The following is a 24,554-nucleotide window of genomic DNA, read 5'->3' as shown; positions in this document are numbered from 1 at the left end:
CTTGGTGCTGGTGCTCGGTCCGGTCTCTGTCGCACTCGCGGTGCTGCCGACGGCTTTCGTCGCGTCCTGGATTGGCGGTTGGTTGTTCTTCGTCCAACATCAATTCGAGGACACGCACTGGGAGGAGTCGCCGGACTGGAGCCAACAACGCGCAGCCCTCAGTGGCAGCTCGTACTACGTGATGCCGAAGATGCTGCAGTGGTTCACCGGCAATATCGGTCTTCATCACATTCACCATCTGAACCCGCGGATCCCGAACTACCGGCTGCAGGCCTGCCTGAACGCGGAACCAGCGTTGAGTTCCCTATCGCGCCTGACGATCGGCGAAAGCCTTCAATGCGTTGGGCTGTCCTTGTGGGACCCCACGAGGCGAAAGCTCGTCGCCTTCTGAACGGGCAGTGGTACGACCGCCATCGAGTTCAAAGCCGAGCGCAGGAGATAAGTATGGGCGCTTTGGGCGATGCACCTTGCGTTCATCGGCGTCGTTGCGTCCGCGCTCCAGCCCTTGTCCAGCTACCATGTGGGGACGACTGGTTGCGTGGAAGCGTCCTGATGCAACGGACACATCAGAGCGATGTCCAACGCATCACCCGAGACCACCATGCGGTTCTTCTTCGCTATCCCAACCGGCGACACCGCGGTCGCCGACTCGGAGGGGGTGAGCTTACGTCGAGCGAGGAGGCTCAACACGAAGCCGTTCTCGCGGCGCGCGAGATGATGGCCGAACGGCTGCGGCGGGGGCAACCGTTGGGAGGCCACTGTCGTTTCGTCATCCGCGACGGCCGGGGCAGCGTTATTTCGGATCTGCAGTTCTGCGACGCCATCCCTATAGCGTGACAACCGCCCCGATGCTGTGTGATGACAACCATACTCTCCGGCCGGGGACCCAGCAGCTCCGCGAGATGACAGTGGATCTTGAACGGCTTCTCGCCGCGTTGTGGGAGGACGAGACTCCCGACGCGAGCGAGTTGTCGGAGGCCTTGCACAACGTCGCCAATATGGAGATGTCGGTCAACGGTCTGCAGCGACTGATGGACCGAAGAGACCAGTCGGCGGTCGCCTGATCCCATGACACCCCGCGGTGACCTGAGTTCGCTAGCGACGTTTGCGATCGCGTGCGGCCAAGCGTCGGGTCGTGGAGCACGCCCGTTATGTGCGCCCACTCACGAGCTTGTTTCGGATGTCGGCTTGGGTTTCCCGCACCAGGACCGCGACACCGCTATGGGCAGAGGATTCCGGCAGCGTCACATGCAACCGGCTACCATCGCCTTCCGTCGAGATCGTGACGACATGGTTCATATTCACCAGCGTCGGCTCGCCCTGCAGGGTCGTCAGTTCAAGCCACATCGCAGGCTCCTGTGCTCTACCTCTAGGATCGACGTCGCAGCACACGCGCTACGGCATCATCGCGAGTTGGACCAAGTCGTACTCGCGGCCGTTCCACCGCCGCCACATCTGCCCGCCATCGTCCCGGCTCATCCGTCCGTTGGTCAGATGCCGCGGCTCATCGAACGGGATACTCTCCCAGCGCCATCCCCGGCGCAGGGCGCGAAGTGAGCGTCGTACGGGGCGAAGAAGGCGCAGCAACGCAGATGCGATCATGGTCGGGCCTTGGGTTGGAGATGGTCGGGTGGCGCCGAACGGATCGGCACACACGTTGGCGAGGGGTGCGCGGGATGTGTCAATCCAAATCCCGCACGGCTTGGTCGCGGCTTTGCGCCTCGCCCGGCGCTTCGTAGAGGTTCCGCGGGTCAATACCGAACATGATGCCGATCACCCGGCGATGGCTGTTCGGCTTCCCGGTGTTGCGCCCTTCGATTGCGTCCTGACCAGCTTGGTCCGCATCGGCAGCGTGTTCGGGATGCTTCGCTTGCAGAGCCAAGGCGTCCTGCGCCGCGAGGCGCACGCCCGGATTGGGCATGGTCGGAACGGAGGATGCAGGTCGGGCACCCTCCCACGAAGAGCGGGGGATCAGCATGGCGGAACCTCGTGTGGGCTGTGTGGAAGGGAGGTCTGCTACGGGAGATCGTTCCCGGATGACCGGCTCATCGCTCCGAGCATCCGCACGGTTCACGCAGTCCAGCGTGATGGATCTGACGGGAGCAGCGCCTCGCACGAACGACGCCGAGACACCGAGATTGCCGGTTCCGAAGAAAGCAGGTCTGACGCCATGCGGAACAGCGCTACCCGAACCGCACGCGCGACGTTGAACGATGGTCAATGCGTGCTTCGCAGACGATGCGGAGTGGACCTCCCTTCGTCCTCGCGGGTGCGGGCCAGCGACGCCATCGCCTGCCAACGTTCCTCGGCATCGGCATACTTGCGCCGAACCTCCGCAAGAGATGCGCCGGCGGCCGCCAAACGGCACTCGGCCGCACGATCCAGATAGAACTGGCTGCTGATGGTCTTCATAGCGGTTTCCTTACGAAGGCATGGGAAGCAGGATGGCGTTGGCTTTGTCTTCCAGATCCATGCGAAGGCGGCGCAGACGCTTCTCGGCCAGCGTTGCGATGGCATCGCGCATCTCGAGGCTGTGAAGGCCGGGGAAGCGCTCGACGACGATCCGAAGATGGGGAACCCTCGTCGATTTGAAGGAGAGGGGCATGGGACACTCGCTGGCAGGAGGATGGGGGAAGGACGATCGAGCCGGTTCCTCCGGCGCAGCCATGGCTGACCGGATCAAACGCTGGGCTCCGCCGCGGCAATCGGCTTAGAAGCGCTTGCCTTCCGTCCAGCGATGGACGTCGGCGTCCGCTTGGTCCTTTCGCAGCCCCAGCCGGTCGCGCACCATCGTCGCGAGCTGCTGCTCGTTGTGGATCGTGGTCACGTCGAACCGGGTCAGGAACGGCCAGCGCTCGCGGGCCTCGGTTGCATAGCTGCGCTTGCGAGCGACGGTCTCGTCGCTTTCGCCACCTTGATAGCCGAACATGGAACAGGGCTCCGCAGGGTGGAAGCGCCAGAGGCATGGGCCCCGCCGAACGTCCCGGCAGCCCGTCTTCTTCAACACCCTCAGAAGAGAGATAGACCTATTCCAGCCGATAGCAAACGATATTCCCAAAATGCGATCGCTATGGCTGGTCTTGACCTGACAAAATCGCATTCAACTCGGCGCCCTCCAAGCTGTGATCGCCCGTGTCAATCGTATACCCCAAGGAAGTTCTCGTCCCGGCCGTCTGAGAACGGACAAAATCGATCGCTTCGTTCAAGCTCGGAAACGATCGAAACTGCATCTTTCCTTCGTGCATCCCGCCGCGGTTGCCGGACGACCAGAACACGTCGGCGCGTTTGGAGGGATCCGGGTGGGTCTGAACAGCTTGCGTGCGATCGGTCGGGGGCATGTCGGGGTCCTCGCCCCGCGATCGAGGCTCGGGGGAGGGAAGCGCTGATGCGAGCGAACGTTCCGTGAGACTGACTACCCGCCGTCGGCCGCCATGTCCGCCAGAACCGCTACGACCTCCGGTCCGTTGCCGCTTCGCTTCAAGAACTCGTCGATCGGCATGCGCGTCCGCGTTCCACCCGATGCCTGGTTTGCCTGATGAACGACCGCAGTAACCCCGCCATCAGCCCGACGCTCGACGAACCAGTCATCGCCGTTGGGTGGGCGGTAGACGGTCTGTAGATCCGACATGATCGACCTCGTTCGTATGGAGCTTATCGGATACGGCTCTCGGCAGGCGAGCAGCGCGCGCGTCGGCTTCAAAGTTCGTCCAGCGTCTCGCGCAGATCGACCAACTCCTTCAGAACGCCGGCCGGCAGGTTGTGCCGGCGTGCCATCGCCTCCGTCTGCTGCAACCGCCACAGGATCTCCGTGCTGTTGGGCAGCGCCTCGATCAGCGAGGCGATGATGAGGCGCAGACCATCGATCCGGTCGCTGAGTTCCTGACGTTCTTCGTCATCCATCAAGCGCCTCCGATCCGCGGACAGACGTCAGCCCTTCTTCTTGGCCGATGCGGCCTCGCCGCCCTTCAGGGTCGGTGCGGCGGCGATCGTCTTCTCGGCGGCCTTCTTCGGCTTTCGAACCTCCTTCGAACCCTTGCGCTTCTCGCCCATCGGCCCAACCTCGCATGGCTCACCCGACACCCTTGCACGGGAAAGCCCCCATCAATTCGATCAAACCCTCGGTCGAGGCACTTCGAGGTGCGATAGCGGGAACCCTGCCATCGACGACGACAAGCCGGGGAGGTTGCGTGCCGAGGTGACATCCTCCGACGTCCGCTTTGGGGTGGTTGCTTACAACGTTCGAACGACTTAGATGGGTCGAGAGTGGCCGGGAGCGTGACTTCGCCGGCCGTTTTCATCTAAGTGGCTGGCGAGGCGTGACCATCCATCTTCCGGACAACCTGTCGTAAACTTTCTCGTCGTCAGTCAGGCCAAGGAAGGCGATGAACGCCAGGCCTTTGGCCCGCTTCACTGCCATCGCATCCTCGATCGCCTACGTTGTCTCGCAGTCCTTCGTCGACAGCACGACGGTGTCGACCCACATGCGGAGCAGGCGAAGGATCTCTGTCGCCGCCTTCGCTCGGATATCGGCTGCACGCCGAGTTTGACGAAGGCCGACGGTGTATTCCAACGCTGCCTGTCGAGCACGCTTTACATATCCGGCAAGGATCTGACGCTCGTCGTCGGTTAGATACGTCACGTCGGTCTCATCGAGATCCGGAGCCGCATCAGACCTCCACGACGAGCCGGGGATCGAAGGCCGCGTTCTCGTGCTTCACGACGCCCTGACCGAAGACCATCTTTGACCTGACGTATCCCATCCGATTGCAGATCGCCCGCGTATCGAAGCAAGTGTAATCGCGATGGCAATGCACGTGCCCACGGATACGGATCGCCGGTCGACCGTCGTGCAGCACGTCCTGAGGTTGCTCGCGTGCGCCGCGTCAAGACGCTTCCGGACCTCTCCGTGCTTGATTCCGGACGTAGGGCGCGTGGTGCGTCACGACGACCGTGGGCCCGTCAATCGGCGTCGTGAGGGTGTCGACGATCGCTGCCTTGTGCCTGGCGTCGATGCCAGCGAGGTGCTGGGAGGGTAAGCCGGGACCGCACCACCCCGACGCCCAACCGAGTGTATCTGAAACCGTTCATCGACGCCTGAGCCTTGATCTGGCCTTGTGCGTGCCGTCACGGCAGATCGCGTAGTCGGTCCATAGGGTGCCGCCGACGAAGCGGACACCGCCGATCTTGACCGCGTCGCCGTCAAGTACGTGGATGCCGTCGACCTGAGGGCGCTCGCGGGCGCGGGGGATCGCGCGGTCGAGGCTGGCAGTCGAAAAATTGCGGTTTCCGGCGACGACAACGATCGGTATGTCGAGGCGGCGACGCTGGTCTTCCAGCCAGTCCTAGCCCATCATCGACAAGCAGCCGGCGATGTCGCCGGCGACGACCAGGATGTTGGCCTTGACGTCGATCGGGGGCTGCCAGACGCCATATCGCCGATCGAGAGAAGTCGTCGTAGATGTCCGACATGATCCAGATTTTCTCGTGTGACCTCCTTTGTATTGGCGTTCCATGACGATCCCCATGGCGACCTGACCGAGAGACCGGTGCTCCGGTCCGGTTAGTTGGGATCAGATCGACACAGCCCGGTGGGCGAGTTCGGTGAGCGGAACGCCTTCCGTACGTTCGATGTGGTCGAGGCGCTCGACGACGTCGGCCGGGGGAGCAAGGATCACCTCGGCCTCGCACGAAGCATGGTCTCGTGAGCCTCGATTGTCGCCTCGATGGCCACACGGAGGCGGCGTAGCGAACCGGCACGCCAGGTCTTCTGGACGATGCGGATCTCGTCGGCAGCCAGATAGAGCATCCAGCCGTCGTCCAGTCCTCGCTCGTTGCGGAGGTCGTCCACGATCTGCTTCGCTAGACCGCCGACATGCTGCGATTCGGGATCGGGCATCTCGAGGATCCTGAAGCGGTCTCGGAGAGGGGGCCGGATAGTCGACACCTCGTTGGCCGCCGCAAGGAACGAGACCGCGCTCAGGTTGACCGTCCTCGCGATGCCGACTTCGAATTAGTCCGGCGAAGTGTGTCGCTCTAGTATCGGCAAAAGAGAGTGGAGTGAGGAGCCGTTCGACGTAGAACTGCCCGTCTTTTCGATCTCGTCGAGGACGACGACGGGGTTAGCAACCTTCGACTGGCGGATCAGTTCAAACGGAGCGGAGACCCGCTTCGTCGCCCACTGAACGGGCATCCCGCCGAACGAACCATCAGCGACGGACGCGCAGGGGAAGACGACGTTCGGCATCTCGACGTGGTGATCGAGAAGACTATTGAGAAGCGACGTCTTGCCCTGTTCTAGGCGACCCGTTGAGGAGCGTCGGACGAATGTACAGGGGCTACCGGTCCGCACGCCCCGCAGCAGCCTTGCGATCGGGTCGCTGGCGTACAGATACTCGTCCCCAAGCACCTTTGACCATCTTGAACATGTCGACGTGCGCCAGCCTCACGGGAGCCGGACATTGACGATCGGCTGGAGAGGCTCCCAGAGATCCTCCGATCCACCCGAAACGTGCGTCTTCTCCGAGGACATCGCGTCGTTCGGTACCACGACGAGGCTCGGCACATTCGGCACGTGGCGGCCCAACGAATGACGAACCGTGGAAGGTGCCTCGTCGGCGGCCTGCGCGGGATGGACCTGCACGACTGCCGGTTCGGTAGTCCTCCTCGCTACGATGACGGCAAGCTCAGTGCGTTCCGCGGTCGTCTCCTCGGCCATAAGGTGCTCCGCGGCAAATCCACCCTTGATATCCTCCGATGCCTGCGCTGCCTCTGACTCCCTTGAGGCGTCCAGAATCTCACGCCTGCGCTCCTCACCTTCGTAGTCGCGCGTCCGGGCGATCGTGATCAGGTTCCGCAACTAGTCTCTCCTGGACGCCTCGATGGACTCGGACGGATCTGGTTTACCCGACACCTGCCGCCAGTCCATGACCGCCATTACGACGTCGTGTCGCCTCCTTGCGCGCTCCCAGCGCGTCGCGACACCGTCGGTTGAGATCGTGAACTCGACGCCGGCATGCCAACGCCAGTCCGAATACCGGAACATGGCGTAGGAATGGCTCCTGAGGCCTACGGCGAACGCCGCCCAGACGTCAGGCTTCTTATGGTCACTCTCGTAGAGCCGGCAGGCAGTATCGGTGTCGCCGTGGATGGCGAGCGAGTCGTCGAGCCACTTTCTCTCGTGAGGATGCATGACGGTGTGCAGGATTCGGAGACTCGCTAGGGTCGGCAGGCCGGTGCGGGCGATTAGCAAATGGATCTGAACGCCTTGGATAGATCGTGGACGCCCCGCAGGCTGTCGGACCATAGGCTGGAAATCGATCGTGATCGTGCCGTCCGTCGGCGGGCCGCCGCGCATCAAGATGTCAAGTAAGGCGTACTTGCGTCCGGCGAAGACCCGGCCGAGTTCGTCTTCATGGATCTGCGTCTGCAAGGTCAGGACGCCCTACAGGGTCTCGTCGGCGGTGATCGCGCGGGTCTCCGTATTCGATCGCGAGTCAGCATCGCCGTCTTAGCCTTTTCCGATCCGGTTCGGTGGCGGTTCGCGATGGGTGCTGCGGAGAAGCCATGCTGGTTGAAGTCTGTCCAGCAGGTGGCGCTTTCCGGGACGGTGAACGCCGATCCGAAGCATTCAACGGACCTACGTCTGTCCCCGATCGTGTACCCAAGACAGTCTCGAACGACCGACCGGATCAGTGGGAAACCACAAGGGCAGCGATTAGAATCGGCTGTCTTGGTGAGCGCGGTGGGACTCGAACCCACGACCACATGATTAAAAGTCACGTGCTCTACCAACTGAGCTACGCGCTCGCACGCGTGGAATGCGATGAACCATCCACCCGGCGCCGCGAGACTTAGTCACAGGGGCGCATGCGGTCAACCGTACGGAGCACCCCAACGTTTGCGTCGTGGTAGAACAGGGGGATATGACGCATCTCGGTACTGCGAATGAACGGGAATAGGCCCCCATGATCATGGATGTGAGTTATAGCGTTGCGGTCTTGGCCGGGGCGCTATCGTTCCTGTCGCCTTGCGTTCTCCCGCTGGTACCCCCCTATCTCTGCTACATGACCGGGGTCTCGAGCGAGACGCTGCAGTCGCGGGAAGCGATGACGCGAGGCGCTCAATATCGCCTGATCGCAGCCGCTCTCGTCTTCGTGCTTGGTTTTTCGACCGTCTTCGTCCTTTTGGGCGTTGGCGCGAGTTCGGTCGGGCTTCTCCTGAGGCAGAATCTGACTTGGCTCGGAATGCTGGCTGGGCTTGCCATCATCGCGATGGGATTGAATTTTCTCGGCGTCTTCCGCCTTGGCTTCCTGTCGCGGGAGGCGCGTCTTCAAGGGGGTAGCCCTCGCAGCTACAGCGGAGCCTATGTCATGGGATTGGCCTTCGCATTCGGATGGACGCCCTGTATCGGACCTGTATTAGGTACGATCTTGGGACTAGCCGGTGCGCGCCAGACGGCGCAGGAAGGCGCTGTGATGTTGGCCTTCTACTCGGCTGGGCTCGGCATCCCTTTCATCCTGACAGCAGCCTTCTCGGCCTTCATTCTGACCCAGATGGCCCGAATGCGCACTCACATGCGTCGCGTCGAGCAGGCAACCGGTGTCCTTTTGATCGTCACCGGTGTCCTGTTTCTGACCGGCGGCATGCAGTCGATCTCCTTCTGGCTTCTCGAAACGTTTCCTGCGCTGCAAACGATCGGCTAAACGGTCGGGCGAGGGGCTTTTCATGCCCGTACCAAGCCGAGGCCCGATTTCACGATGACCCGACGTAGTCTTTCGATCGTTCTGGCGGCCGGCGAGGGAAGCCGAATGCGATCGAGCAAGGCCAAGGTCCTACACGAGGTCGCGGGGCTGCCGCTGGTTCTCCATGCGGTTTCCGCAGCGCGCAGGGCCGGGTCCGAGCGGATTGCGGTCGTGGTCGGTCGTGACGCCGAGCCCGTCTCCAAGCTTGTCGAAGCGTCCGGTGCCGGCATATCCTGCTTCGTACAGGCGGAGCGGTTGGGAACGGCCCATGCCGTGCTTAGTGCGCGCGATGCGATCCGCGAAGGCTGGGACGACGTCCTCGTTCTCTTCGGGGACACGCCGCTTGTCAGGGCCGACACGCTCGACCGCGCTCGGCGGCACCTGGCGGACGGCGCCGCAATCTGCGTTGTCGGTTTTCAGACGTCCCAACCGACCGGTTATGGTCGGCTCGTCATGTCCGGCGACGAACTCGTCGCGATCCGCGAGGAGAAGGATGCGTCGGATGCCGAGCGGCGTATCGAGCTCTGCAATGCCGGTGTCATGGCGATCGCCGGGGAGCATGCGCTGGCCCTCTTGGAGGCTGTCGGCAATCGTAACGCGAAGGGCGAGTACTATCTCACGGACATCGTCGCGCTCGCGCGGGAGCGCGGATTGTCCGTTCGCGTCAGCGAAGCGCCCTTCGATGACGTGCTCGGCGTGAACACGCGCGTTGAGCTCGCGGCGGTCGAGGCGGTCTTTCAGGCAAGGCGCAGGACGGAACTGATGCTCGCCGGCGTCACACTTGTCGCGCCGGAGACCGTATTTGTCTCCTACGACACGCAGATCGCGCCGGACGTCGTCATCGAACCCCACGTCGTGATGGGCCCTGGCGTCCGGATAGCGGCCGGAAGCGTGATCCATGCTTTCAGCCATCTCGAAGGCGCGAATGTCGGGGAAGGGGCCTCGATTGGGCCCTACGCCCGGCTGCGGCCCGGCACGACGGTCGGCGCGAATGCGAAAGTCGGCAACTTCGTCGAAACCAAAAGTGCCGATATCGGTGCCGGGGCAAAGGTCAGCCACCTGACCTATCTTGGCGATGCCGAGATTGGCGAGCGAACGAACATCGGCGCCGGAACCATCACCTGCAACTACGATGGCTACAACAAGTACCGGACGGTGATAGGGGCCGACGCCTTCGTCGGCTCGAACTCCTCGCTGGTCGCGCCCGTCCGTATTGGGGACGGCGCCTATGTCGGGTCCGGCAGCGTTGTGACGGCGGACGTTCCCGGCGGCGCCCTAGCGCTCGGCCGCGCCCGCCAAGTGAACAAGGACGATCGGGGGCGGATCATCAACGAACGCAATGCCGCGCGAAAGGCCGAAAGCCGCAAGTGAGGGAGGGGGCGGGCGAACCGTAACCTTTTTCGACCAATCTACCCTTCGAGCGAGAAGCTGGAGCGAAGTTCATGTGCGGCATCATCGGCATCATCAGCCACGAATCCGTGGCGGGTCGTCTTGTCGACGCGTTGAAGCGGCTCGAGTACCGGGGCTACGATTCGGCTGGCGTCGCGACGCTCACGGCGGAAGGCGAGCTAGAACGCAGGCGCGCGGAAGGAAAGCTGCGCAATCTAGAAGCGCGCCTTGTCGAAGAGCCTCTCGGCGGCACGATCGGTATCGGCCATACGCGCTGGGCCACACACGGGGTGCCCAACGAGACGAACGCCCATCCGCACGCCACGGCCCGGCTCGCGGTCGTTCACAACGGCATCATCGAGAACTTCCGCGAATTGAAGGGCGAACTCGAGGCCGACGGCTACCGCTTCAGCAGCGAGACGGACAGCGAAGTCGTGGCGGCGCTCGTCACGCGGGAGATGGACCGCGGCGCCAGCGAGCGCGAGGCGGTATCCCGTTCGCTCCGTCAACTGGAAGGGGCCTACTCGCTGGCGTTTCTCTTCAAGGGCGCGAGCGATCTTTTGATCGGCGCACGCCGAGGCAGCCCGCTGGCGCTCGGCGAGGGCGAGGGCGAGATGTTCCTCGGCTCCGATGCGATCGCTCTCTCGCCCTTTACGGACGCGGTCCGCTATCTCGAGGACGGGGACTGGATCGTGGTTCGCCACAACGGCCACGAAATCTTCGATGCCGAGGACAGGCCTGTCGAGCGTCCCTTGCGCCGCTCAACCGGCAAGGCCTTCTATGTCGACAAGGGCAACCATCGGCATTTCATGCAGAAGGAGATCTACGAGCAGCCGGAGGTGCTGGGTCACACGCTCGGCGCCTTCGTCGACATGACAACGGGACGCACGCGTATCCCAGGCGGCCAAGCCTTCAGCTTCTCGTCGGTCCGCCGCATCGCCTTGTCCGCCTGCGGTACGGGATATTATGCGGCGCTGGTCGGACGATACTATTTCGAGCGCTATGCGCGGATTGCCTGCGATCTCGATGTCGCGTCCGAGTTTCGCTACCGAGAAAGTCCGCTTGATGATGTAGATCTCGCGCTCTTCGTCTCCCAGTCGGGCGAGACGGCGGATACGCTGGCCTCGCTTCGCCATGCACGCGACGCTGGCATCCGTACCGCCGTCGTCGTCAACGTGCCGGAGTCGACGATGGCGCGCGAGGCCGATCTCGTGTTTCCGACGCTGGCCGGGCCGGAGATCGGAGTCGCCTCGACGAAGGCTTTCACATGCCAGCTGACGGCGTTGGCGGCCCTGGCGGTGCGGGCCGGCGTCGATCGTGGCGTCATCTCGGGCGATGGTGAGCTGGAGCTGACGGGCGCATTGGCAGAGTTGCCCCGCCTCGTGAACGAGGCACTTCATCGTGAGCACGCGATCGAGAGTCTGGCCCGCGACATGGCGACCCATCGCCATGCGCTCTTCCTCGGACGCGGCTTCTCGTTCCCGCTGGCCATGGAGGGCGCGCTCAAGCTGAAGGAAATCAGCTATATCCATGCCGAGGGCTACGCCGCCGGCGAACTCAAGCACGGACCCATCGCGCTGATCGACGACACCATGCCTGTCGTCGTGATCGCACCTCACGACCGCGTTTTCGAGAAGACCGTTTCGAACATGCAGGAGGTGGCCGCGCGCGGGGGCAAGATCATTCTCGTCACGGACGAGACGGGCGCGAGGGCCGAGGCGATCCGGAACGCACAGGTTCTTACCCTGCCGGACATGCCGGAGATCCTGACGCCGATCGTCTACTCGGTTCCCCTTCAGCTGCTCGCCTATCATACGGCGGTGCAGATGGGCACGGATGTCGACCAGCCGCGAAACCTGGCGAAGTCCGTGACCGTGGAATAGCGCTTAGCCGGCGCGCAGCAGGCGGACGGCATCGTCCTTCCCGAAGAGATACATGAGGATCCGTACCGCCTCGCCGCGCGGCGAGACGAGTTCGGGGTCCTGGTGTAGCAGGAAGCGGGCGTCGTTGCGTGCGATCTCGAGAAGGTCGGCATGCTCGTCGAGGCGGGCGATGCGGAAGCTCTGCAGGCCCGACTGGCGCGTGCCCAGAAGATCCCCCTCGCCACGAAGCTTCAGGTCTTCCTCGGCGATACGGAACCCGTCCTCGCTCTCCCGCATCACGCCGATCCGTGCCTTGGCCGTCTCGCCGAGCGGCGCCTTGTAGAGAAGAACGCAGGACGACGCCTTGCTGCCGCGTCCAACGCGGCCGCGCAGCTGGTGGAGCTGGGAGAGGCCGAAGCGTTCGGCATGCTCAATGACGATGATCGACGCGTCCGGCACGTCGACACCGACCTCGATGACGGTCGTTGCGACGACGACCCGCGTGGCGCCGGACTTGAAGTCCGCCATTGCACGGTCCTTCTCATCGCCCGACATGCGGCCGTGCACGAGCCCGACCCGGTCGCCGAAGAATTGGCGCAGGACGTCAGCTCGTTCTTCCGCGGAGGTGAGCTCGCTCTTGTCGGACTCCTCGACCAGGGGGCAGACCCAGTAGACCTTATCGCCCTCGTCGATCGCGCGTCCGATGCGCCCCACGATCTCGTCGAGCCGGTCGAGCGGGACGGCGACCGTCGTGATCGGCTTGCGACCGGCGGGCTTCCCGTGAAGGCGGGAGACATCCATGTCACCGAATGCGGCGAGGACGAGCGTTCGCGGGATCGGAGTCGCGGTCATGACCAGAAGGTCCGGCGCGCGGCCCTTGCGGGTCAACGTGAGGCGCTGGTGGACGCCGAAGCGATGCTGCTCGTCCACGACCACGAGGCCGAGGTCATGATAGGCGACGTCGTCCTGGAAGAGCGCGTGCGTCCCGACGACGACGTCGATTTCACCGCTGGCGATCGCCTCCAGCTTGGTCGAGCGCGTCCGGCCGTTGTCGCGGCCCGTGAGGAGCGCAATGGAAAGGCCCGCAGCCTCGCACCAGCGCGTCAGGCCGGCGAAATGCTGGCGGGCGAGAATTTCCGTCGGGGCGAGAAGGACGGACTGGGCGTCCGACTCCTTGGCTGCCGACATGGCAAGAAGCGCAACCACCGTCTTGCCCGCTCCGACGTCTCCCTGCAGCAGGCGAAGCATCCGGTCGGGCTTCGCCATGTCCGCGTGGATCTCGAGGAGCGCTTCACGCTGGCCGTCGGTCAGCTGGAACGGCAAGGCAGCCTCCGCCTTTGCACGGATGGAGCCATCGCCGCCTAGCGCGCGCCCGCGCTGGCGGCGCATGCGCTGGCGCGACAGGGCGAGTGCCATCTGGCTGGCCAGGAACTCGTCGTAGGCGAGCCGCCGATAGTGCCGGTTCTGCGGCGCAAGGTCCGCCGGGTCCTCGGGATGATGAAGCGCCTCGATCGATGCGGCAAAGCCTGCAAAGGCCTCGCGTCCCACGACGCCAGGTTCGATCCATTCGGGAAGCACCGGCAACTGCGGCAGGGCATTGGCGATCGCCTTGCGCAGGACCTTGCCTGTCAGGCCCGCCGTCATCGCATAGACGGGCTCGACGAGCGGCAGGCTCGCGGCTTTTTCCGCGTCACCGACGAAGTCCGGATGGATCATCGAGGCGCGACCGTTGAACCATTCCACGCGGCCCGAGACGAGCAGCGTCGCGCCGACTGGCAGGAGGCTTTCCAGCCACTGCGGCTTCGCACGGAAGTAGGTGAGCGCGATCTCGCCCGTCGCATCGTGCGCCAGCACGCGCGCGGGTTGGTTGCGGGCTTCGCGCGAAGGCATCACATGCCGGTCGATCCGCAGCTCCAGCGTCACGAGCGTGCCTGCTGGAGCCGACATGATCTCCTCACGGCGTCGGCGGTCGATCAGTCCGGTCGGGAGATGGAACAGAAGGTCTCGCACGCGCGCTTCGCTCGCGCCCGGCGCGGCGACGAGTCCGTCGAGGAGCTTGGCCACCTTCGGTCCGATGCCAGGCAGCACCGAGACGGGGGCGAACAGGGGATCGAGGAGGGATGGTCGCATGAGCGTTGTTTATCGGCCGAGTAGGAGGCGGCCAAGGCTGACACTGCAGGAACCGCCGACTATATGCAGGACTTGGCTCTGCGCCGCCGCCCGGCGGCATCAAGAAACGGATCGTCGGACATGACGGGAATGACGCGCTCGTCGGAAGGCTTGGACCTTCGGCGCCGCAAGGCGCTCTACCATGCCTGGCATCGGGGTACGCGCGAGATGGACTTGGTCCTCGGGCGTTTTGCCGATGCGGAGATCCATAACTTGGATGACGGCGACCTGAGCGTGTTCGAGTTGCTCATGGAGGCGCAGGACCGCGACCTCTTCTCGTGGATGACCGGGTCGGTCGAGACGCCGGCAAACTACGACACACCGGTCTTCCGCCGAATCCGTAGCTTCTACGAATTGCAGGACAAGACGAACGCATGAGCACGACGGCAGTCCTCCAGAAGGCGCTGAAGAAGGGCGGCGGTCTGCGGATCGGCAACGTTCTGGACGGCTACGAGGCGTTCCTGCTGGCCGAGATCGCGCGACACCGCGGGCAGGGCGGTCCGATCGTCTTCGTCCTTCGGGACGGCAACCGCATGGCGGAGCTCGAGGACGCGCTGCGCTTCGTCGCGCCCGACCTTCCGGTCCTGACGCTGCCCGCGTGGGACTGCCTGCCCTACGACCGCGTCGGCCCCTCTTCGGAGGCGGCCGCGCGGCGTCTATCCGCCATGTCTGCGATCGGCGCGCTGCGACGCGAGCCGCACCGCGCCCTGATCCTGACCAGTGCCAACGCGCTTCTCCAGCGCATGCCGCCGCTCCGTGTTCTCGAGGAGGAGACGATTGCGGCGAAGGCAGGCGGCCGCATCTCGATGGATCATATCGTGCGCGTACTTCAGCGCGGCGGTTTCGAGCGCACGACGACCGTCCGTGAGCGCGGCGAGTTCGCCGTGCGAGGCGGCATCCTCGATCTCTTCGCGCCAGGCGACGAGGAGCCGGTCCGCCTCGACTTCTTCGGCGACACGCTGGAGTCCATCCGCGCCTTCGACCCTTCGACCCAGCGCACCAGCGGTCAGCGCAAAAGCTTCGAGCTCGCGCCGGTCTCGGAGGTAACGCTGAAGGACGAGACGATCTCGCGCTTCCGCTCGAACTACGTGAGGCGCTTCGGTGCACCCTCGCGTGACGATGCGCTCTACACCTCGATAAGCGATGGCCGGCGCTTCTCCGGCATGGAGCACTGGCTGCCGCTCTTCTACGAGAGCGTCGACACGTTGTTCGACTATGTCGCGGGATTCCCGCTGGTGCTCGATCACCTCGTGGTGGAGTCGGTCGCCGAGCGACGTAAGCTCGTGCTGGACTACTACGACGCCCGTCGGCGCGGAGTGGCAGAGGGCAGTGCCGAGGCCGTGCCCTACAATCCGCTGCCGCCGCAGGAACTCTACCTGACGGACGAGGAGTTGAACGAGCGGCTGGCTGCGGCCGAGCCGATCCGGCTCTCCTCCTACGCCGTGACCGACGCCGGCTTCCAGACCGACGTCGTGAACCTCGACATCCAACGCGGGCGCAACTTCGCCAGCGAGCGGCAGGCCGGCGACGTGAACGTCTTCGGTGCGGCGGTCGATCATATCTCGAACCTGCGTGCCGGCGGCAAGCAGGTGATCCTTGCCGCCTGGTCCGAGGGGTCGCGGGAACGGCTGACGCAGGTCGTGGAAGAGCACGGCCTCGGCAACATCAAAGCCGTCGATACGCTGAAACAGGCGCTGGAGGTCGGCCGCAACATCGTCGCGACCGCCGTGCTCGGAATAGAGGCCGGCTTCGAGACGGACCGGATCGCGGTCGTCGGCGAGCAGGATATCCTGGGAGACCGTCTTGTCCGCCGTGGCCGGCGCAAGAAGCGCGGTTCCGATTTCATCTCCGAGGTGACCGGCCTCGACGAGGGCGACATCGTCGTCCACGTCGATCACGGTATCGCGCGCTTCGTCGGCCTTCGTTCGATCGAGGCGGCGGGCGCGCCCCACGACTGCCTGGAGCTGTCCTATGCGGGCGGTGACCGGCTCTTTCTGCCGGTCGAGAACATCGAGCTCTTGTCGCGCTACGGCGGCGAGGGCTCGGAGGCTGTGCTCGACAAGCTGGGAGGCGGCGCCTGGCAGGCCCGAAAGGCCAAGCTCAAGAAGCGCCTGCTCGACATGGCCGGCGGCCTCATCCGCATCGCCGCCGAGCGCCAGATGCGCGGCGCGCCGAAGCTTGTCCCGCCAGAGGGTCTTTGGGGCGAGTTCCAGGCGCGCTTTCCCTACGAGGAGACGGAAGACCAGCTCAACGCCATCGAGGCGGTGGCCGACGACCTTTCGGCCGGCAAACCGATGGATCGCCTCGTCTGCGGCGACGTCGGATTCGGCAAGACGGAAGTCGCCCTGCGCGCGGCGTTCATCGCGGCGATGAACGGCCTGCAGGTCGCGGTCGTCGTGCCGACGACGCTTCTGGCACGCCAGCACTTCAAGACCTTCACGGAACGCTTCCATGGCCTTCCGCTGAACGTCGTCCAGGCTTCGCGCCTCGTGACGGCGAAGGAGTTGAACGAGAACAAGAAGGGGCTGACGAACGGCACCGTCGACATCGTCGTCGGCACGCACGCGCTGCTCGGCAAGGGCGTCGAATTCAAGAACCTTGGTCTCCTCATCATCGACGAGGAGCAGCACTTCGGCGTCAAGCACAAGGAGCGGCTGAAGGAGCTGAAGTCGGATGTCCACGTCCTGACGCTGTCGGCGACGCCCATCCCACGCACACTCCAATTGGCCCTGACGGGCGTGCGCGAACTGTCGCTCATCACGACGCCCCCCGTGGACCGCATGGCGGTCCGCACCTTCGTCGCTCCGTTCGACCCGCTCGTCGTGCGCGAGACGCTGCTGCGCGAGCGCTACCGCGGCGGCCAGAGTTTCTACGTGGCTCCGCGACTGTCGGATCTGGCGGGCATCCGCGAGTTCCTCGAGGAGCAGGTACCCGAGGTCAAGGTCGCGCTCGCCCACGGCCAGATGCCGGCGGGTGAGCTCGACGACATCATGAACGCCTTCTACGAGGGCCAATACGACGTTCTGCTCTCGACGACGATCGTGGAGTCGGGCCTCGACATCCCGTCCGCCAACACGATGATCGTCCACCGGGCCGACATGTTCGGCTTGGCCCAGCTCTACCAGCTCCGTGGCCGTGTCGGTCGCTCGAAGCAGCGCGCCTACGCGCTCATGACGATTCCCGCCAACAAGACACCGACCGCCGGCGCGGATCGCCGCCTGAAGGTTCTGCAGTCGTTGGATACGCTCGGCGCAGGCTTCCAACTCGCGAGCCACGACCTCGACCAGCGCGGCGCGGGCAATCTTTTGGGTGACGAACAGAGCGGCCACGTCAAGGAAGTCGGCTTCGAGCTCTATCAGCAGATGCTGGAGGAGGCCGTCGCCGAGATGAAGGGCGTCGAGCCGGAGAGCGATGGATCGTGGTCGCCGCAGATCACTCTCGGCACGGCCGTCATGATCCCGGAAAGCTACGTCCCCGACCTGCAGCTTCGCATGACGCTCTACCGGCGCCTCGCCGATCTTGGCGATGCGCGAGAGATCGACGCCTTCGGCGCCGAGCTGATCGACCGCTTCGGCGCGCTTCCGACCGAGGTCGAGCACCTTCTGAAGGTCGTCTTCATCAAGGCGCTCTGCCGACGCGCGAACATCGAAAAGCTCGATGCCGGGCCGAAGGGGCTCGTCGTCAACTTCCGCGACAAGACCTTCGTGAATCCGGGCGCCCTCGTGCGCTACATCGGCGAACAGGGCGTCATGGCGAAGATCCGGCCGGACCAGTCGATCGTCTTCATCCGCGACTGGGCCAAACCCGAGCAACGGCTGAACGGGGCGGCGACCATCGCGACCCAGCTCGCGCGCTTCGCCGACGAGGGGCTCAAGAAGGCGGCCTGACGGTTAGCATTCGGTCCTTGGCGCGTTCGTCCCAGAAGGCCGGGAGGTAGAAACCGGTCAGCGGGGTCGTGTCCGGGTGCTGGATGAAGCGCCAGCGCGCCATCCACTGCTCGCCGATGTAGTAGAGCGGGATGACATAGTGACCGGAGATCAGGACCCGATCGTAGGCGCGCACGGCGGCAAGGTAATCCTCGCGCGTGCGCGCCGAGGTCATCGCCGCGATCATGGCATCCACCGCCGGATCGGCGACGCCGGCGTAATTGAACGATCCGGGCCGCTCGCGCGCCGATGATCCCCAGCGGTTCACCTGTTCCGTGCCAGGCGACAGCGTTCCGCTGAAGGCTCCGATGAGCATGTCATAGTCGAAGCTCTGTTTCCGCTTCTGGTACTGCGCGTCGTCCACCTGACGTACGCGCGCTTCGACGCCGATGCGCGCCAGGCTTCGGGCGTAGCCCAACGCGATGCGGCTTTCGTTGGACGTCGCGACCATGATCTCGAACGATAGGGGCTGGCCGGAGGAATCAGCCATGCGTCCGTCCGCAAAGCGGTAGCCGGCCGCCTCAAGCTCATCGATCGCGGATCGCAGCGCCGTCCGGTCGCTTCCGGAGCCGTCTGTGCTCGGCGCGCGCCACGTGCCGGCCAGAACGCCCGGCCCAATGCTCGCGGCGAAGGGCTTTAGAAGCGCTTCCTCGCGCGCGTCGGCCGGCCGCCCGACGCTGGAGAGCTCCGAATTGTCGAAGAAGCTCTCAAGGCGCTGATACTCGCCGTAGAAGAGATTCCGGTTGACCCACTCGAAATCGAACAGACGGGATAAAGCTTCACGAACCCGCGCGTCCGCGAAGACGGGCCGACGCGTGTTGAAGAAGAAGGCGTTGAGATTTGCCGGTCGGCCTGTCTGGAACACCTCCTTGACGACATCGCCGTTGGTGACGGCTGGAAAGTCGTAGGCGGTGCGCCAATGGCGCGGGTTCGGCTGATTGTAGAAGTAGACGTAGGTGATGCCTTTCTTGAACGCCTCGAACTGGGCGTTCTGGTCGCGGAAATATTCCACGACGATCTCGTCGTAATTATCGAGCCCGCGCTTCGTCGGTAGATCCCGGCCCCAGTAGTCTGGATTCCGGCGGTACACGATCCGTTGTCCCGGCTCGACACGTTCGACCAGATAGGGTCCGGAGCCGACCGGCTTGTCCAGCGTCGTCTTGGCGATCGTCGTCGCGTCGAAGGCGCCCTGCGGTATGACGGGAAGGGATGCGAGAAGAAGCGGCAACTCGCGGTCGGCCTTTTCGTTGAAGGTGAAGCGGACGCCAAGATCGCCATGCTTCTCGACGCGCGCCACCTTCGACAGCCAGTTGGAGTATTGCGGCCGCACAGAGCCCTGCGCCTTCAGGAGGTCGACGGTCGCGATCACGTCCTCCGGTCGCACGGGACGCCCATCGGAGAAGCGCGCGGCCGGATCGAGCTGAAACTCGACGAAGCTGCGCTCGTCATCGGTCTCCACCGACTTCGCGAGAAGCCCGTAGAAGGTGAACGCCTCGTCAGCCGAGCGCTGCATGAGCGGCTCGTAGACGAGGTTGCCGAACTCGGGATCCGCGAACAGGCCACGCGCCGCGGTCAGGGCTCCTTGCACGCTGACGGGGTTCAGATTGTCGAACGAGCCGAAGACGCCGTAGACCATCCGTCCCCCCTTGGGCGCGGCCGGATCCGCATAGGGGAAGTTTGCGAAATCGGGTGCAAGCGCGGGTTCGCCCTGCATCGCTATGCCGTGCCGGAACTCGGCTTGTGCGGGAATGGTGAGGGCAAGCGCCGACACGCCGAAAGCCGCGCCGGAAAGCGCGCGTCGCAAGCTGGGCGCAAGGCTCGGAACCAACATTTCGAGGGATGTCTCCGGTTATTTCCGGCCGAAAACTATCGAATCGTCAGCCGCTTGCCTACCTGCGGCGCGGTCGAGTCCAGCTTCGCGCAGGTCTTCAAACGGCCTCATTTGCAGAAGACCCGACAGGCGGTTATGCAGCCCCGAACCGGCGGACCGAACCGCGCTCCAGAAAAGGACGACCATCCCGTGACAACCCGTTTCAACATTGCCGGCCGTGTGGCGATCGTGGCCGGACTGGCTGCGGCCGCCGGAGCGGCCATGTCGGGCGCGGCCGCCGCCCAGCAGCAGGTGCCGGCGGAGTGGTTCAAGGTCTGCTCTCCGCAGGGCGACAACAACATCTGCAACACGCAGTACACGATGATCGCCGACACCCGTCAGCTCATCACCGCCGTGAACCTCATCAACGTGACGGGGAAGGTCAACCAGAAGGTGCTGCAGGCCGTCGTCCCGACGGGCCGCGTCATCCCGGCCGGCGTCCAGCTGCAGGTCGACGAGAACAAGCCCCAAGCGCTGAACTACTCGGTCTGCTTCCCGGACCGCTGCATCGCCGAGGTCGAGCTGTCGGACGCGATCGTCGCCGCGATGAAGAAGGGCAAGACGCTGAAGGTCACGTCGGTCAACTTCCAGCGCCAGCCCAACCCGATCACCGTCACCCTCACCGGTTTCAAGCAGGCCTATGACGGCCCGGCGCGTGCCGAGCCCGAGATCGCCCAGCGCCAGCAGCAGCTCAACGACGCGCTGCAGAGCCAGGCCGAAGCCCGACGTCAGAAGTTCGAGGACGCGCAGAACAAGGCCAAGCAGACCTCGGCGCAGTAAGCTTCGACTGCCGCAAGCGACCGATCGAAACGGCGGCCTTCGGGCCGCCGTTCTCGTTCCGACGGGTCAGTTCCGCCGCGTTTCCTTCAACCGATAGACCCCCTCGAAGGGCCCGTCGAACAGCTCGGCGATCTGCGGATGCCTTACGGCCCCGCCTTCCGAGTCGGGAACGAGGTTCTGTTCCGAGACATAGGCCACATACTCGCTCTCGGCGTTCTCGGCGAAGAGGTGGTAGAAGGGTTGGTCCTTGCGTGGGCGCACCTCGGCGGGAATGGACTGGTACCATTCTTCCGTGTTGTCGAATTCCGGGTCGACATCGAAAATGACGCCCCGGAACGGGAAGAACCGGTGCCGGACAATCTGGCCGATGAAGAACCGGGCGGTCTGCGTCGTGTTCGTGCTCATGTCGAGGAGTTAGCGCCCGCCACCCTCGCGCGGCAAGTCCAACCCGCAATCCCCGAACCCTCAGTCACCGCCATACAAAGATCGATCACACCGACGCCGTGTCGTGTCGGTGGCCGCGCAGGGACGAGCCGGGACTCATACCTTCCCGCATCATCAGACGGCGCAGAAACGACGAGCGGCCGACGAGCCCGAGCGCAACGGACCGGGCTGCCTGGACGGGCAGGAGGTCGGTCAGGAGGGAGCGGTTCAACCAGTCGACACCGGTGCTGCGTGTGGCGACGTCGATCCGGCGCTGCGCTTCGTAGTCGGCCAACATCGACGCACCACCTGGGTCGTCGCGGTGGCGACCGAGTGCGGCGACGAGGGCGGCGGCGTCTCGCAAGCCCAGATTCAATCCCTGTGCTCCGATCGGCGGCGATACGTGCGCCGCTTCTCCAACAAGCGCGACGCGTCCAGCCGTCATGCGGCTGGCGATCGCCCCCTGCAACGGGAAGGCCTGCCAACCGTCCTCAATCTCGACCGCACCCAGGATCGAGTGCATCCGCTCCTCGACCAGGCGGGACAGGTCGGAACGCGATCGACCCTGAATGCGCAAAGCCTCCTCAGGAGACTCGACCCAGACAAGCGAAGAGCGTCGGCCGGGCAATGGAACCGTGGTGAAGGGGCCGGTCCGGGTATGGAACTCCGTGGAAACCCCGTCGTGGCTCTTGTCGTGCGCGAAGTTGAGCACGATCGCGGTTTGCGGGTAGCGCCATTCGCGGATAGAAATTCCCGCATGTTTCCGGACGATGGAACGACGACCGTCGGCTCCGATAACGAGGCGGGTCCTGACGGTCGCGTTCGCGAGCCGCAGGATCGCGTGGTCCGACGTCGTCTCTAAACCTTCCGCCGCTTCGGAGCGAACCTCCAGACGCAAGCCGACCTCGTCCGCCGCCTTGCGTAGCGCGGCACCCAGATCCGCGTTGAGAACATTGTATCCGAACGCTGGCAGATCGATCTCGGACGCGCGAAACTCGACGCTCTGCGCGCGCAGAAGGCGTCCGGTATCGTCGACGATGCGCATGGCCTCCAGCGGTTGCGCCTGTTCCAGTGACTCGAGAGCGATACCAAGACCCCGAAGGTACGAGACCGAATCGCCAATAATGGCCGTGGAGCGTCCGTCCGATGGAGCGGGGGGCGCAAGCAGCAGCGTCTCCAACCCGAGCCTCGCGCAGCCGAGTGCTGTCGCGTAGCCCGCCAAGCCACCGCCGACGACCACGATGTCGCGTCTCGTTTCCATCGCAGGATCCCTTCTCGTCCCGGCATTCGCTGCGAATGCGCAACTCTCCGTGGCCAACGGAGATACGGGCTCCCTTGGAGATGACAATAGGAGCCCGCCTGCGATACTGACGGCGATGGATTCGTCTCACCGAGCAGCCGACGTGCCAACTCAATCACAGAAATGGCGGGCCTTCTCGGTTCATCTCCTAACCGCCAGCGGGGCGTTCTGGGCCTTCATGTCCATCATCGCCGCGGCAAACGGCCACTGGGTCGACATGTTCGCATGGCTGGGCCTGGCCCTCTTCGTCGACGGGATCGACGGCCCGCTGGCGCGCCGCTACGACGTGAAGGGCGTTCTGCCCAACTGGTCGGGCGACACGCTCGACAACATCATCGACTACTCGACCTACGTCCTGATCCCGGCCTTCGCGCTTTATCAGTCCGGCATCATCGGACGGCCGCTCAGCTTCGTCGCCGCCGCGCTGATCGTCATCACCAGCGCCGTCTACTACGCCGACACGCGCATGAAGACGAAGGACAACTCCTTCCGGGGCTTCCCTGTGACCTGGAATATGGTCGTCTTCACCTTCTTCGCGACGCGGCCGAACGAACTCACGGCCTTTCTCTTCGTCGTCTTCTGCTCGCTCGCGACCTTCTTGCCGATCAAGTTCGTGCATCCGGTCCGTTTCGTCAGGCTGCGGCCCATCAACCTCGCCGTCTTCGCCGCCTGGGCGATCCTCGGCATCTGGGCCATGGCGACGTCGTTCAATGCGCCGGCCTTCGTGCGCGTGGCGATCATGCTGACGGGTGTCTATCTGTTCGCCGTCGCTGGTGTCCTCCAGCTCGTGGACCACCTCAAGGCGCACCGTGGCTCTCCGCATCCTTGAGGTGGCGGACGGCATGAGCCTGTCACCCGGCTTGCTGACGCGAGACCGTGGCCGGCGCAGCCGTGAGTTGCAGTGGCTTCGCGCGGTGGCCGCGCTCAGCGTGGTGGTCTATCACGCCGGCGTTTATCTCGAGCGATTCACGGGAGATAGCCGCTTCGCCGCGGTCTTCGACGGACGGCTCGGCTTCCTCGGCGTCGCCATCTTCTTCGCGCTGTCGGGATATCTGATGGCCGAGATCCTGCCGAGAACCGACGCCGCGACCTTCCTCGTGCATCGTTTGGTGCGCATCTACCCGATCTTCCTCATCATCTTCGGCGCGCTGTATTTCGCGCGGCGCAAATGGCTCGATTTCGATGTCCTCGCCCTCAGCCTCGTGCCCATCGGCGAGGGGCGGATCTATTATCTCGGGGTCGAATGGACCCTGCTTTTCGAGATCACCTTCTATGTCCTGCTCTATGGCCTCGCCCTACTAGGGCTGCGGCACCGCCTTCCACTGGTCGCAGGGGGCTGGCTTCTGGTGTCCGCCGGCGGGACGTGGGCGTTTCCCGCCGCTCAGACCATTCTGACGCCGACGATCGATCTGATGCCGATCATGGCGGTCAACGCCGCATTCGCCGGGGGGCTACTTATCCCCTCGCTTCGGGCAAGAGGCGTCTTCAACCCGGTCGTTGCGGCCGTCGCCGTCATCGTCACGTTCGGTTTTGGAATGGGGGGATTTGGGGTCGATCGCTGGGTTGCGGCCTTCGCGGCTGTCGTCCTCGTCGGTCTCTGCGTCTCACGATCGAAAGGTGAGGCGACGGGACAGGCCGCAGGACTGCGGATACTCGACCGGTACGGCGACTGGAGCTACGCGCTCTACCTTTGTCACGTTCCCCTGATCATCGGTCTGCTGATCGGTCGCCCACCGCTTCCAACGCCGCTTCTCTGGGTGGCGGCGATCGTCGTGCCACTCCTCATCGCAATCCCCTTTGGCATAATTGACGTTTGGCTCTACCGCCGCCTGCGCCGCGTGATCGACGGACTGAACCCATCGGTGCTTCGTTCCATCGCCGCACTCTATGCAATGTTCTTCATTGCCATTGCGACGTGGGCCGCGACGGCGGGACCGTCCACAACCCTTGGGCCGGACATGCGCCCTTCCGCGACTCCCGCCGGTAATGCGATGCCCGGTCGCTGAACGGGTCGTACTCAGTGCCCGGCTCTGTCGTGGCCGAATGCTTTTCGGTAGTCTGAGCCTATCTGCGAACCATCAATGGTGGAATGGG

27 protein-coding genes and 1 tRNA gene are annotated in these 24,554 nt (G+C 64.4%); 12 read left to right on the top strand and 16 right to left on the bottom strand.

Annotation, left to right across the window (positions count from 1 at the left end):
• The 3 genes from AUL35_RS19205 to AUL35_RS19195 all read left to right on the top strand — a co-directional run.
• The coding region (locus tag AUL35_RS19205; protein WP_192847124.1) for a fatty acid desaturase at nucleotides 1–391 on the top strand (391 nt) is incomplete at its 5' end.
• On the top strand, nucleotides 337–837 hold the full coding sequence (locus AUL35_RS23210; RefSeq protein ID WP_374754504.1) for a hypothetical protein: 501 nt from the start codon (nucleotides 337–339) through the stop codon (nucleotides 835–837). The genes AUL35_RS19205 and AUL35_RS23210, both read left to right, overlap by 55 nt.
• 65 nt (nucleotides 838–902) lie before the next feature.
• The gene (locus tag AUL35_RS19195; protein WP_156418088.1) at nucleotides 903–1,064 is read left to right on the top strand and encodes a hypothetical protein; all 162 of its coding nucleotides are present in this window, start codon (nucleotides 903–905) and stop codon (nucleotides 1,062–1,064) included.
• 85 nt (nucleotides 1,065–1,149) lie between these two features.
• On the opposite strand, the gene AUL35_RS19190 is transcribed toward AUL35_RS19195, so the two are convergent.
• From AUL35_RS19190 to AUL35_RS23100, 8 genes are all read right to left on the bottom strand, one after another.
• On the bottom strand, nucleotides 1,150–1,347 hold the full coding sequence (locus AUL35_RS19190) for a hypothetical protein (RefSeq protein WP_062017844.1): 198 nt from the start codon (nucleotides 1,345–1,347) through the stop codon (nucleotides 1,150–1,152).
• A gap of 334 nt (nucleotides 1,348–1,681) precedes the next feature.
• Nucleotides 1,682–1,978, bottom strand: a complete 297-nt coding sequence (locus AUL35_RS19185) for a hypothetical protein (RefSeq protein ID WP_156418087.1) — start codon at nucleotides 1,976–1,978, stop codon at nucleotides 1,682–1,684.
• A gap of 239 nt (nucleotides 1,979–2,217) precedes the next feature.
• Nucleotides 2,218–2,412 (bottom strand): hypothetical protein, encoded by a 195-nt coding sequence (locus AUL35_RS19180; RefSeq protein ID WP_062017840.1) that lies wholly within the window; start codon nucleotides 2,410–2,412, stop codon nucleotides 2,218–2,220.
• Between the two features lie 10 nt (nucleotides 2,413–2,422).
• Nucleotides 2,423–2,605 (bottom strand): hypothetical protein, encoded by a 183-nt coding sequence (locus AUL35_RS19175; protein ID WP_062017838.1) that lies wholly within the window; start codon nucleotides 2,603–2,605, stop codon nucleotides 2,423–2,425.
• A gap of 105 nt (nucleotides 2,606–2,710) precedes the next feature.
• Nucleotides 2,711–2,929: a hypothetical protein gene (locus AUL35_RS19170; RefSeq protein ID WP_062017836.1), complete on the bottom strand. Its 219-nt coding sequence runs from the start codon at nucleotides 2,927–2,929 to the stop codon at nucleotides 2,711–2,713.
• Between the two features lie 139 nt (nucleotides 2,930–3,068).
• Nucleotides 3,069–3,338 carry a hypothetical protein gene (locus tag AUL35_RS22285; RefSeq protein WP_156418086.1) on the bottom strand — a complete coding sequence of 90 codons (270 nt, stop codon included), beginning with the start codon at nucleotides 3,336–3,338 and terminating at the stop codon, nucleotides 3,069–3,071.
• A 358-nt stretch (nucleotides 3,339–3,696) separates the two neighbouring features.
• Complete coding sequence (locus tag AUL35_RS19165; protein WP_062017834.1) at nucleotides 3,697–3,900, bottom strand: hypothetical protein; 204 nt, start codon at nucleotides 3,898–3,900, stop codon at nucleotides 3,697–3,699.
• Between the two features lie 27 nt (nucleotides 3,901–3,927).
• A complete protein-coding gene (locus AUL35_RS23100) occupies nucleotides 3,928–4,050 on the bottom strand; it encodes a hypothetical protein (RefSeq protein WP_280137359.1) in 123 nt (40 codons plus the stop codon).
• 1,157 nt (nucleotides 4,051–5,207) lie between these two features.
• Here AUL35_RS23100 and AUL35_RS22280 point away from each other — a divergent pair.
• Complete coding sequence (locus tag AUL35_RS22280) at nucleotides 5,208–5,471, top strand: hypothetical protein (protein ID WP_156418085.1); 264 nt, start codon at nucleotides 5,208–5,210, stop codon at nucleotides 5,469–5,471.
• Nucleotides 5,472–5,671: 200 nt separating this feature from the next.
• On the opposite strand, the gene AUL35_RS19160 is transcribed toward AUL35_RS22280, so the two are convergent.
• From AUL35_RS19160 to AUL35_RS19140, 4 genes are all read right to left on the bottom strand, one after another.
• The gene (locus AUL35_RS19160; protein WP_062017832.1) at nucleotides 5,672–5,896 is read right to left on the bottom strand and encodes a hypothetical protein; all 225 of its coding nucleotides are present in this window, start codon (nucleotides 5,894–5,896) and stop codon (nucleotides 5,672–5,674) included.
• 546 nt (nucleotides 5,897–6,442) lie between these two features.
• Nucleotides 6,443–6,856, bottom strand: a complete 414-nt coding sequence (locus tag AUL35_RS19150) for a hypothetical protein (protein WP_062017828.1) — start codon at nucleotides 6,854–6,856, stop codon at nucleotides 6,443–6,445.
• Nucleotides 6,857–7,429 (bottom strand): hypothetical protein, encoded by a 573-nt coding sequence (locus tag AUL35_RS19145; protein WP_062017826.1) that lies wholly within the window; start codon nucleotides 7,427–7,429, stop codon nucleotides 6,857–6,859.
• A 301-nt stretch (nucleotides 7,430–7,730) separates the two neighbouring features.
• A tRNA-Lys gene (locus AUL35_RS19140) sits at nucleotides 7,731–7,806 on the bottom strand.
• A gap of 158 nt (nucleotides 7,807–7,964) precedes the next feature.
• Between AUL35_RS19140 and AUL35_RS19135 the strand changes: the two genes are divergently transcribed.
• The 3 genes from AUL35_RS19135 (at nucleotide 7,965) to glmS (ending at nucleotide 12,013) form a co-directional block, all read left to right on the top strand.
• Nucleotides 7,965–8,702 carry a cytochrome c biogenesis CcdA family protein gene (locus AUL35_RS19135; protein WP_062017825.1) on the top strand — a complete coding sequence of 246 codons (738 nt, stop codon included), beginning with the start codon at nucleotides 7,965–7,967 and terminating at the stop codon, nucleotides 8,700–8,702.
• Between the two features lie 54 nt (nucleotides 8,703–8,756).
• The gene (glmU, locus tag AUL35_RS19130) at nucleotides 8,757–10,112 is read left to right on the top strand and encodes a bifunctional UDP-N-acetylglucosamine diphosphorylase/glucosamine-1-phosphate N-acetyltransferase GlmU (RefSeq protein WP_062017823.1); all 1,356 of its coding nucleotides are present in this window, start codon (nucleotides 8,757–8,759) and stop codon (nucleotides 10,110–10,112) included.
• Between the two features lie 71 nt (nucleotides 10,113–10,183).
• A complete protein-coding gene (gene glmS, locus AUL35_RS19125) occupies nucleotides 10,184–12,013 on the top strand; it encodes a glutamine--fructose-6-phosphate transaminase (isomerizing) (protein WP_062017821.1) in 1,830 nt (609 codons plus the stop codon).
• Nucleotides 12,014–12,016: 3 nt separating this feature from the next.
• Here glmS and recG read toward each other — a convergent pair whose 3' ends face one another.
• Nucleotides 12,017–14,122 carry an ATP-dependent DNA helicase RecG gene (gene recG / locus AUL35_RS19120; protein WP_062017819.1) on the bottom strand — a complete coding sequence of 702 codons (2,106 nt, stop codon included), beginning with the start codon at nucleotides 14,120–14,122 and terminating at the stop codon, nucleotides 12,017–12,019.
• A gap of 120 nt (nucleotides 14,123–14,242) precedes the next feature.
• Between recG and AUL35_RS19115 the strand changes: the two genes are divergently transcribed.
• Together AUL35_RS19115 and mfd are read left to right on the top strand one after the other, a co-directional pair.
• Entirely contained in the window at nucleotides 14,243–14,539 is a 297-nt protein-coding gene (locus tag AUL35_RS19115; RefSeq protein WP_062017817.1) for a succinate dehydrogenase assembly factor 2, read from the top strand.
• Nucleotides 14,536–18,048: a transcription-repair coupling factor gene (gene mfd, locus AUL35_RS19110; protein WP_062017815.1), complete on the top strand. Its 3,513-nt coding sequence runs from the start codon at nucleotides 14,536–14,538 to the stop codon at nucleotides 18,046–18,048. The genes AUL35_RS19115 and mfd overlap by 4 nt, the downstream gene beginning before the upstream one ends.
• Here mfd and AUL35_RS19105 read toward each other — a convergent pair.
• Nucleotides 18,032–19,918, bottom strand: a complete 1,887-nt coding sequence (locus AUL35_RS19105) for an extracellular solute-binding protein (RefSeq protein WP_062017813.1) — start codon at nucleotides 19,916–19,918, stop codon at nucleotides 18,032–18,034. The two genes, mfd and AUL35_RS19105, sit on opposite strands and share 17 nt — an antisense overlap.
• Before the next feature lie 261 nt (nucleotides 19,919–20,179).
• Between AUL35_RS19105 and AUL35_RS19100 the strand changes: the two genes are divergently transcribed.
• Nucleotides 20,180–20,737 carry an invasion associated locus B family protein gene (locus AUL35_RS19100; protein WP_156418089.1) on the top strand — a complete coding sequence of 186 codons (558 nt, stop codon included), beginning with the start codon at nucleotides 20,180–20,182 and terminating at the stop codon, nucleotides 20,735–20,737.
• 66 nt (nucleotides 20,738–20,803) lie between these two features.
• Here the strand turns inward: AUL35_RS19100 and hspQ are convergent, their stop codons facing one another.
• Both hspQ and AUL35_RS19090 read right to left on the bottom strand, forming a co-directional pair.
• Complete coding sequence (hspQ, locus tag AUL35_RS19095; protein ID WP_062017811.1) at nucleotides 20,804–21,142, bottom strand: heat shock protein HspQ; 339 nt, start codon at nucleotides 21,140–21,142, stop codon at nucleotides 20,804–20,806.
• Between the two features lie 85 nt (nucleotides 21,143–21,227).
• Nucleotides 21,228–22,421 carry a UbiH/UbiF family hydroxylase gene (locus AUL35_RS19090; protein WP_082666465.1) on the bottom strand — a complete coding sequence of 398 codons (1,194 nt, stop codon included), beginning with the start codon at nucleotides 22,419–22,421 and terminating at the stop codon, nucleotides 21,228–21,230.
• 115 nt (nucleotides 22,422–22,536) lie between these two features.
• Between AUL35_RS19090 and pcsA the strand changes: the two genes are divergently transcribed.
• Both pcsA and AUL35_RS19080 read left to right on the top strand, forming a co-directional pair.
• Nucleotides 22,537–23,289, top strand: a complete 753-nt coding sequence (gene pcsA / locus AUL35_RS19085; RefSeq protein WP_062017809.1) for a phosphatidylcholine synthase — start codon at nucleotides 22,537–22,539, stop codon at nucleotides 23,287–23,289.
• The gene (locus tag AUL35_RS19080) at nucleotides 23,270–24,466 is read left to right on the top strand and encodes an acyltransferase (protein WP_082666464.1); all 1,197 of its coding nucleotides are present in this window, start codon (nucleotides 23,270–23,272) and stop codon (nucleotides 24,464–24,466) included. The genes pcsA and AUL35_RS19080 overlap by 20 nt, the downstream gene beginning before the upstream one ends.
• The last annotated feature ends 88 nt before the right edge of the window (nucleotides 24,467–24,554 follow it).

Origin of the sequence: Aureimonas sp. AU4 (assembly GCF_001463765.1) — a bacterium.
Taxonomy (GTDB): Bacteria; Pseudomonadota; Alphaproteobacteria; order Rhizobiales; family Rhizobiaceae; genus Aureimonas.
The sequence above is the reverse complement of the archived record's forward strand: the minus strand, read 5'-3'. Positions and strand labels throughout refer to the sequence as shown.

Excerpts from the sequence above, each read along its gene's own strand:
- AUL35_RS23210 (WP_374754504.1), top strand. The coding sequence starts at position 337 with ATGCGTTGGGCTGTCCTTGTGGGACCCCACGAGGCGAAAGCTCGTCGC.
- AUL35_RS19195 (WP_156418088.1), top strand. The coding sequence starts at position 903 with ATGACAGTGGATCTTGAACGGCTTCTCGCCGCGTTGTGGGAGGACGAG.
- AUL35_RS19190 (WP_062017844.1), bottom strand. The coding sequence starts at position 1,347 with ATGTGGCTTGAACTGACGACCCTGCAGGGCGAGCCGACGCTGGTGAAT.
- AUL35_RS19185 (WP_156418087.1), bottom strand. The coding sequence starts at position 1,978 with ATGCTGATCCCCCGCTCTTCGTGGGAGGGTGCCCGACCTGCATCCTCC.
- AUL35_RS19180 (WP_062017840.1), bottom strand. The coding sequence starts at position 2,412 with ATGAAGACCATCAGCAGCCAGTTCTATCTGGATCGTGCGGCCGAGTGC.
- AUL35_RS19175 (WP_062017838.1), bottom strand. The coding sequence starts at position 2,605 with ATGCCCCTCTCCTTCAAATCGACGAGGGTTCCCCATCTTCGGATCGTC.
- AUL35_RS19170 (WP_062017836.1), bottom strand. The coding sequence starts at position 2,929 with ATGTTCGGCTATCAAGGTGGCGAAAGCGACGAGACCGTCGCTCGCAAG.
- AUL35_RS22285 (WP_156418086.1), bottom strand. The coding sequence starts at position 3,338 with ATGCCCCCGACCGATCGCACGCAAGCTGTTCAGACCCACCCGGATCCC.
- AUL35_RS19165 (WP_062017834.1), bottom strand. The coding sequence starts at position 3,900 with ATGGATGACGAAGAACGTCAGGAACTCAGCGACCGGATCGATGGTCTG.
- AUL35_RS23100 (WP_280137359.1), bottom strand. The coding sequence starts at position 4,050 with ATGGGCGAGAAGCGCAAGGGTTCGAAGGAGGTTCGAAAGCCGAAGAAG.
- AUL35_RS19160 (WP_062017832.1), bottom strand. The coding sequence starts at position 5,896 with ATGCCCGATCCCGAATCGCAGCATGTCGGCGGTCTAGCGAAGCAGATC.
- AUL35_RS19135 (WP_062017825.1), top strand. The coding sequence starts at position 7,965 with ATGATCATGGATGTGAGTTATAGCGTTGCGGTCTTGGCCGGGGCGCTA.
- glmU (WP_062017823.1), top strand. The coding sequence starts at position 8,757 with ATGACCCGACGTAGTCTTTCGATCGTTCTGGCGGCCGGCGAGGGAAGC.
- glmS (WP_062017821.1), top strand. The coding sequence starts at position 10,184 with ATGTGCGGCATCATCGGCATCATCAGCCACGAATCCGTGGCGGGTCGT.
- recG (WP_062017819.1), bottom strand. The coding sequence starts at position 14,122 with ATGCGACCATCCCTCCTCGATCCCCTGTTCGCCCCCGTCTCGGTGCTG.
- AUL35_RS19115 (WP_062017817.1), top strand. The coding sequence starts at position 14,243 with ATGACGGGAATGACGCGCTCGTCGGAAGGCTTGGACCTTCGGCGCCGC.
- mfd (WP_062017815.1), top strand. The coding sequence starts at position 14,536 with ATGAGCACGACGGCAGTCCTCCAGAAGGCGCTGAAGAAGGGCGGCGGT.
- AUL35_RS19105 (WP_062017813.1), bottom strand. The coding sequence starts at position 19,918 with ATGTTGGTTCCGAGCCTTGCGCCCAGCTTGCGACGCGCGCTTTCCGGC.
- AUL35_RS19100 (WP_156418089.1), top strand. The coding sequence starts at position 20,180 with ATGTCGGGCGCGGCCGCCGCCCAGCAGCAGGTGCCGGCGGAGTGGTTC.
- hspQ (WP_062017811.1), bottom strand. The coding sequence starts at position 21,142 with ATGAGCACGAACACGACGCAGACCGCCCGGTTCTTCATCGGCCAGATT.
- AUL35_RS19090 (WP_082666465.1), bottom strand. The coding sequence starts at position 22,421 with ATGGAAACGAGACGCGACATCGTGGTCGTCGGCGGTGGCTTGGCGGGC.
- pcsA (WP_062017809.1), top strand. The coding sequence starts at position 22,537 with ATGGATTCGTCTCACCGAGCAGCCGACGTGCCAACTCAATCACAGAAA.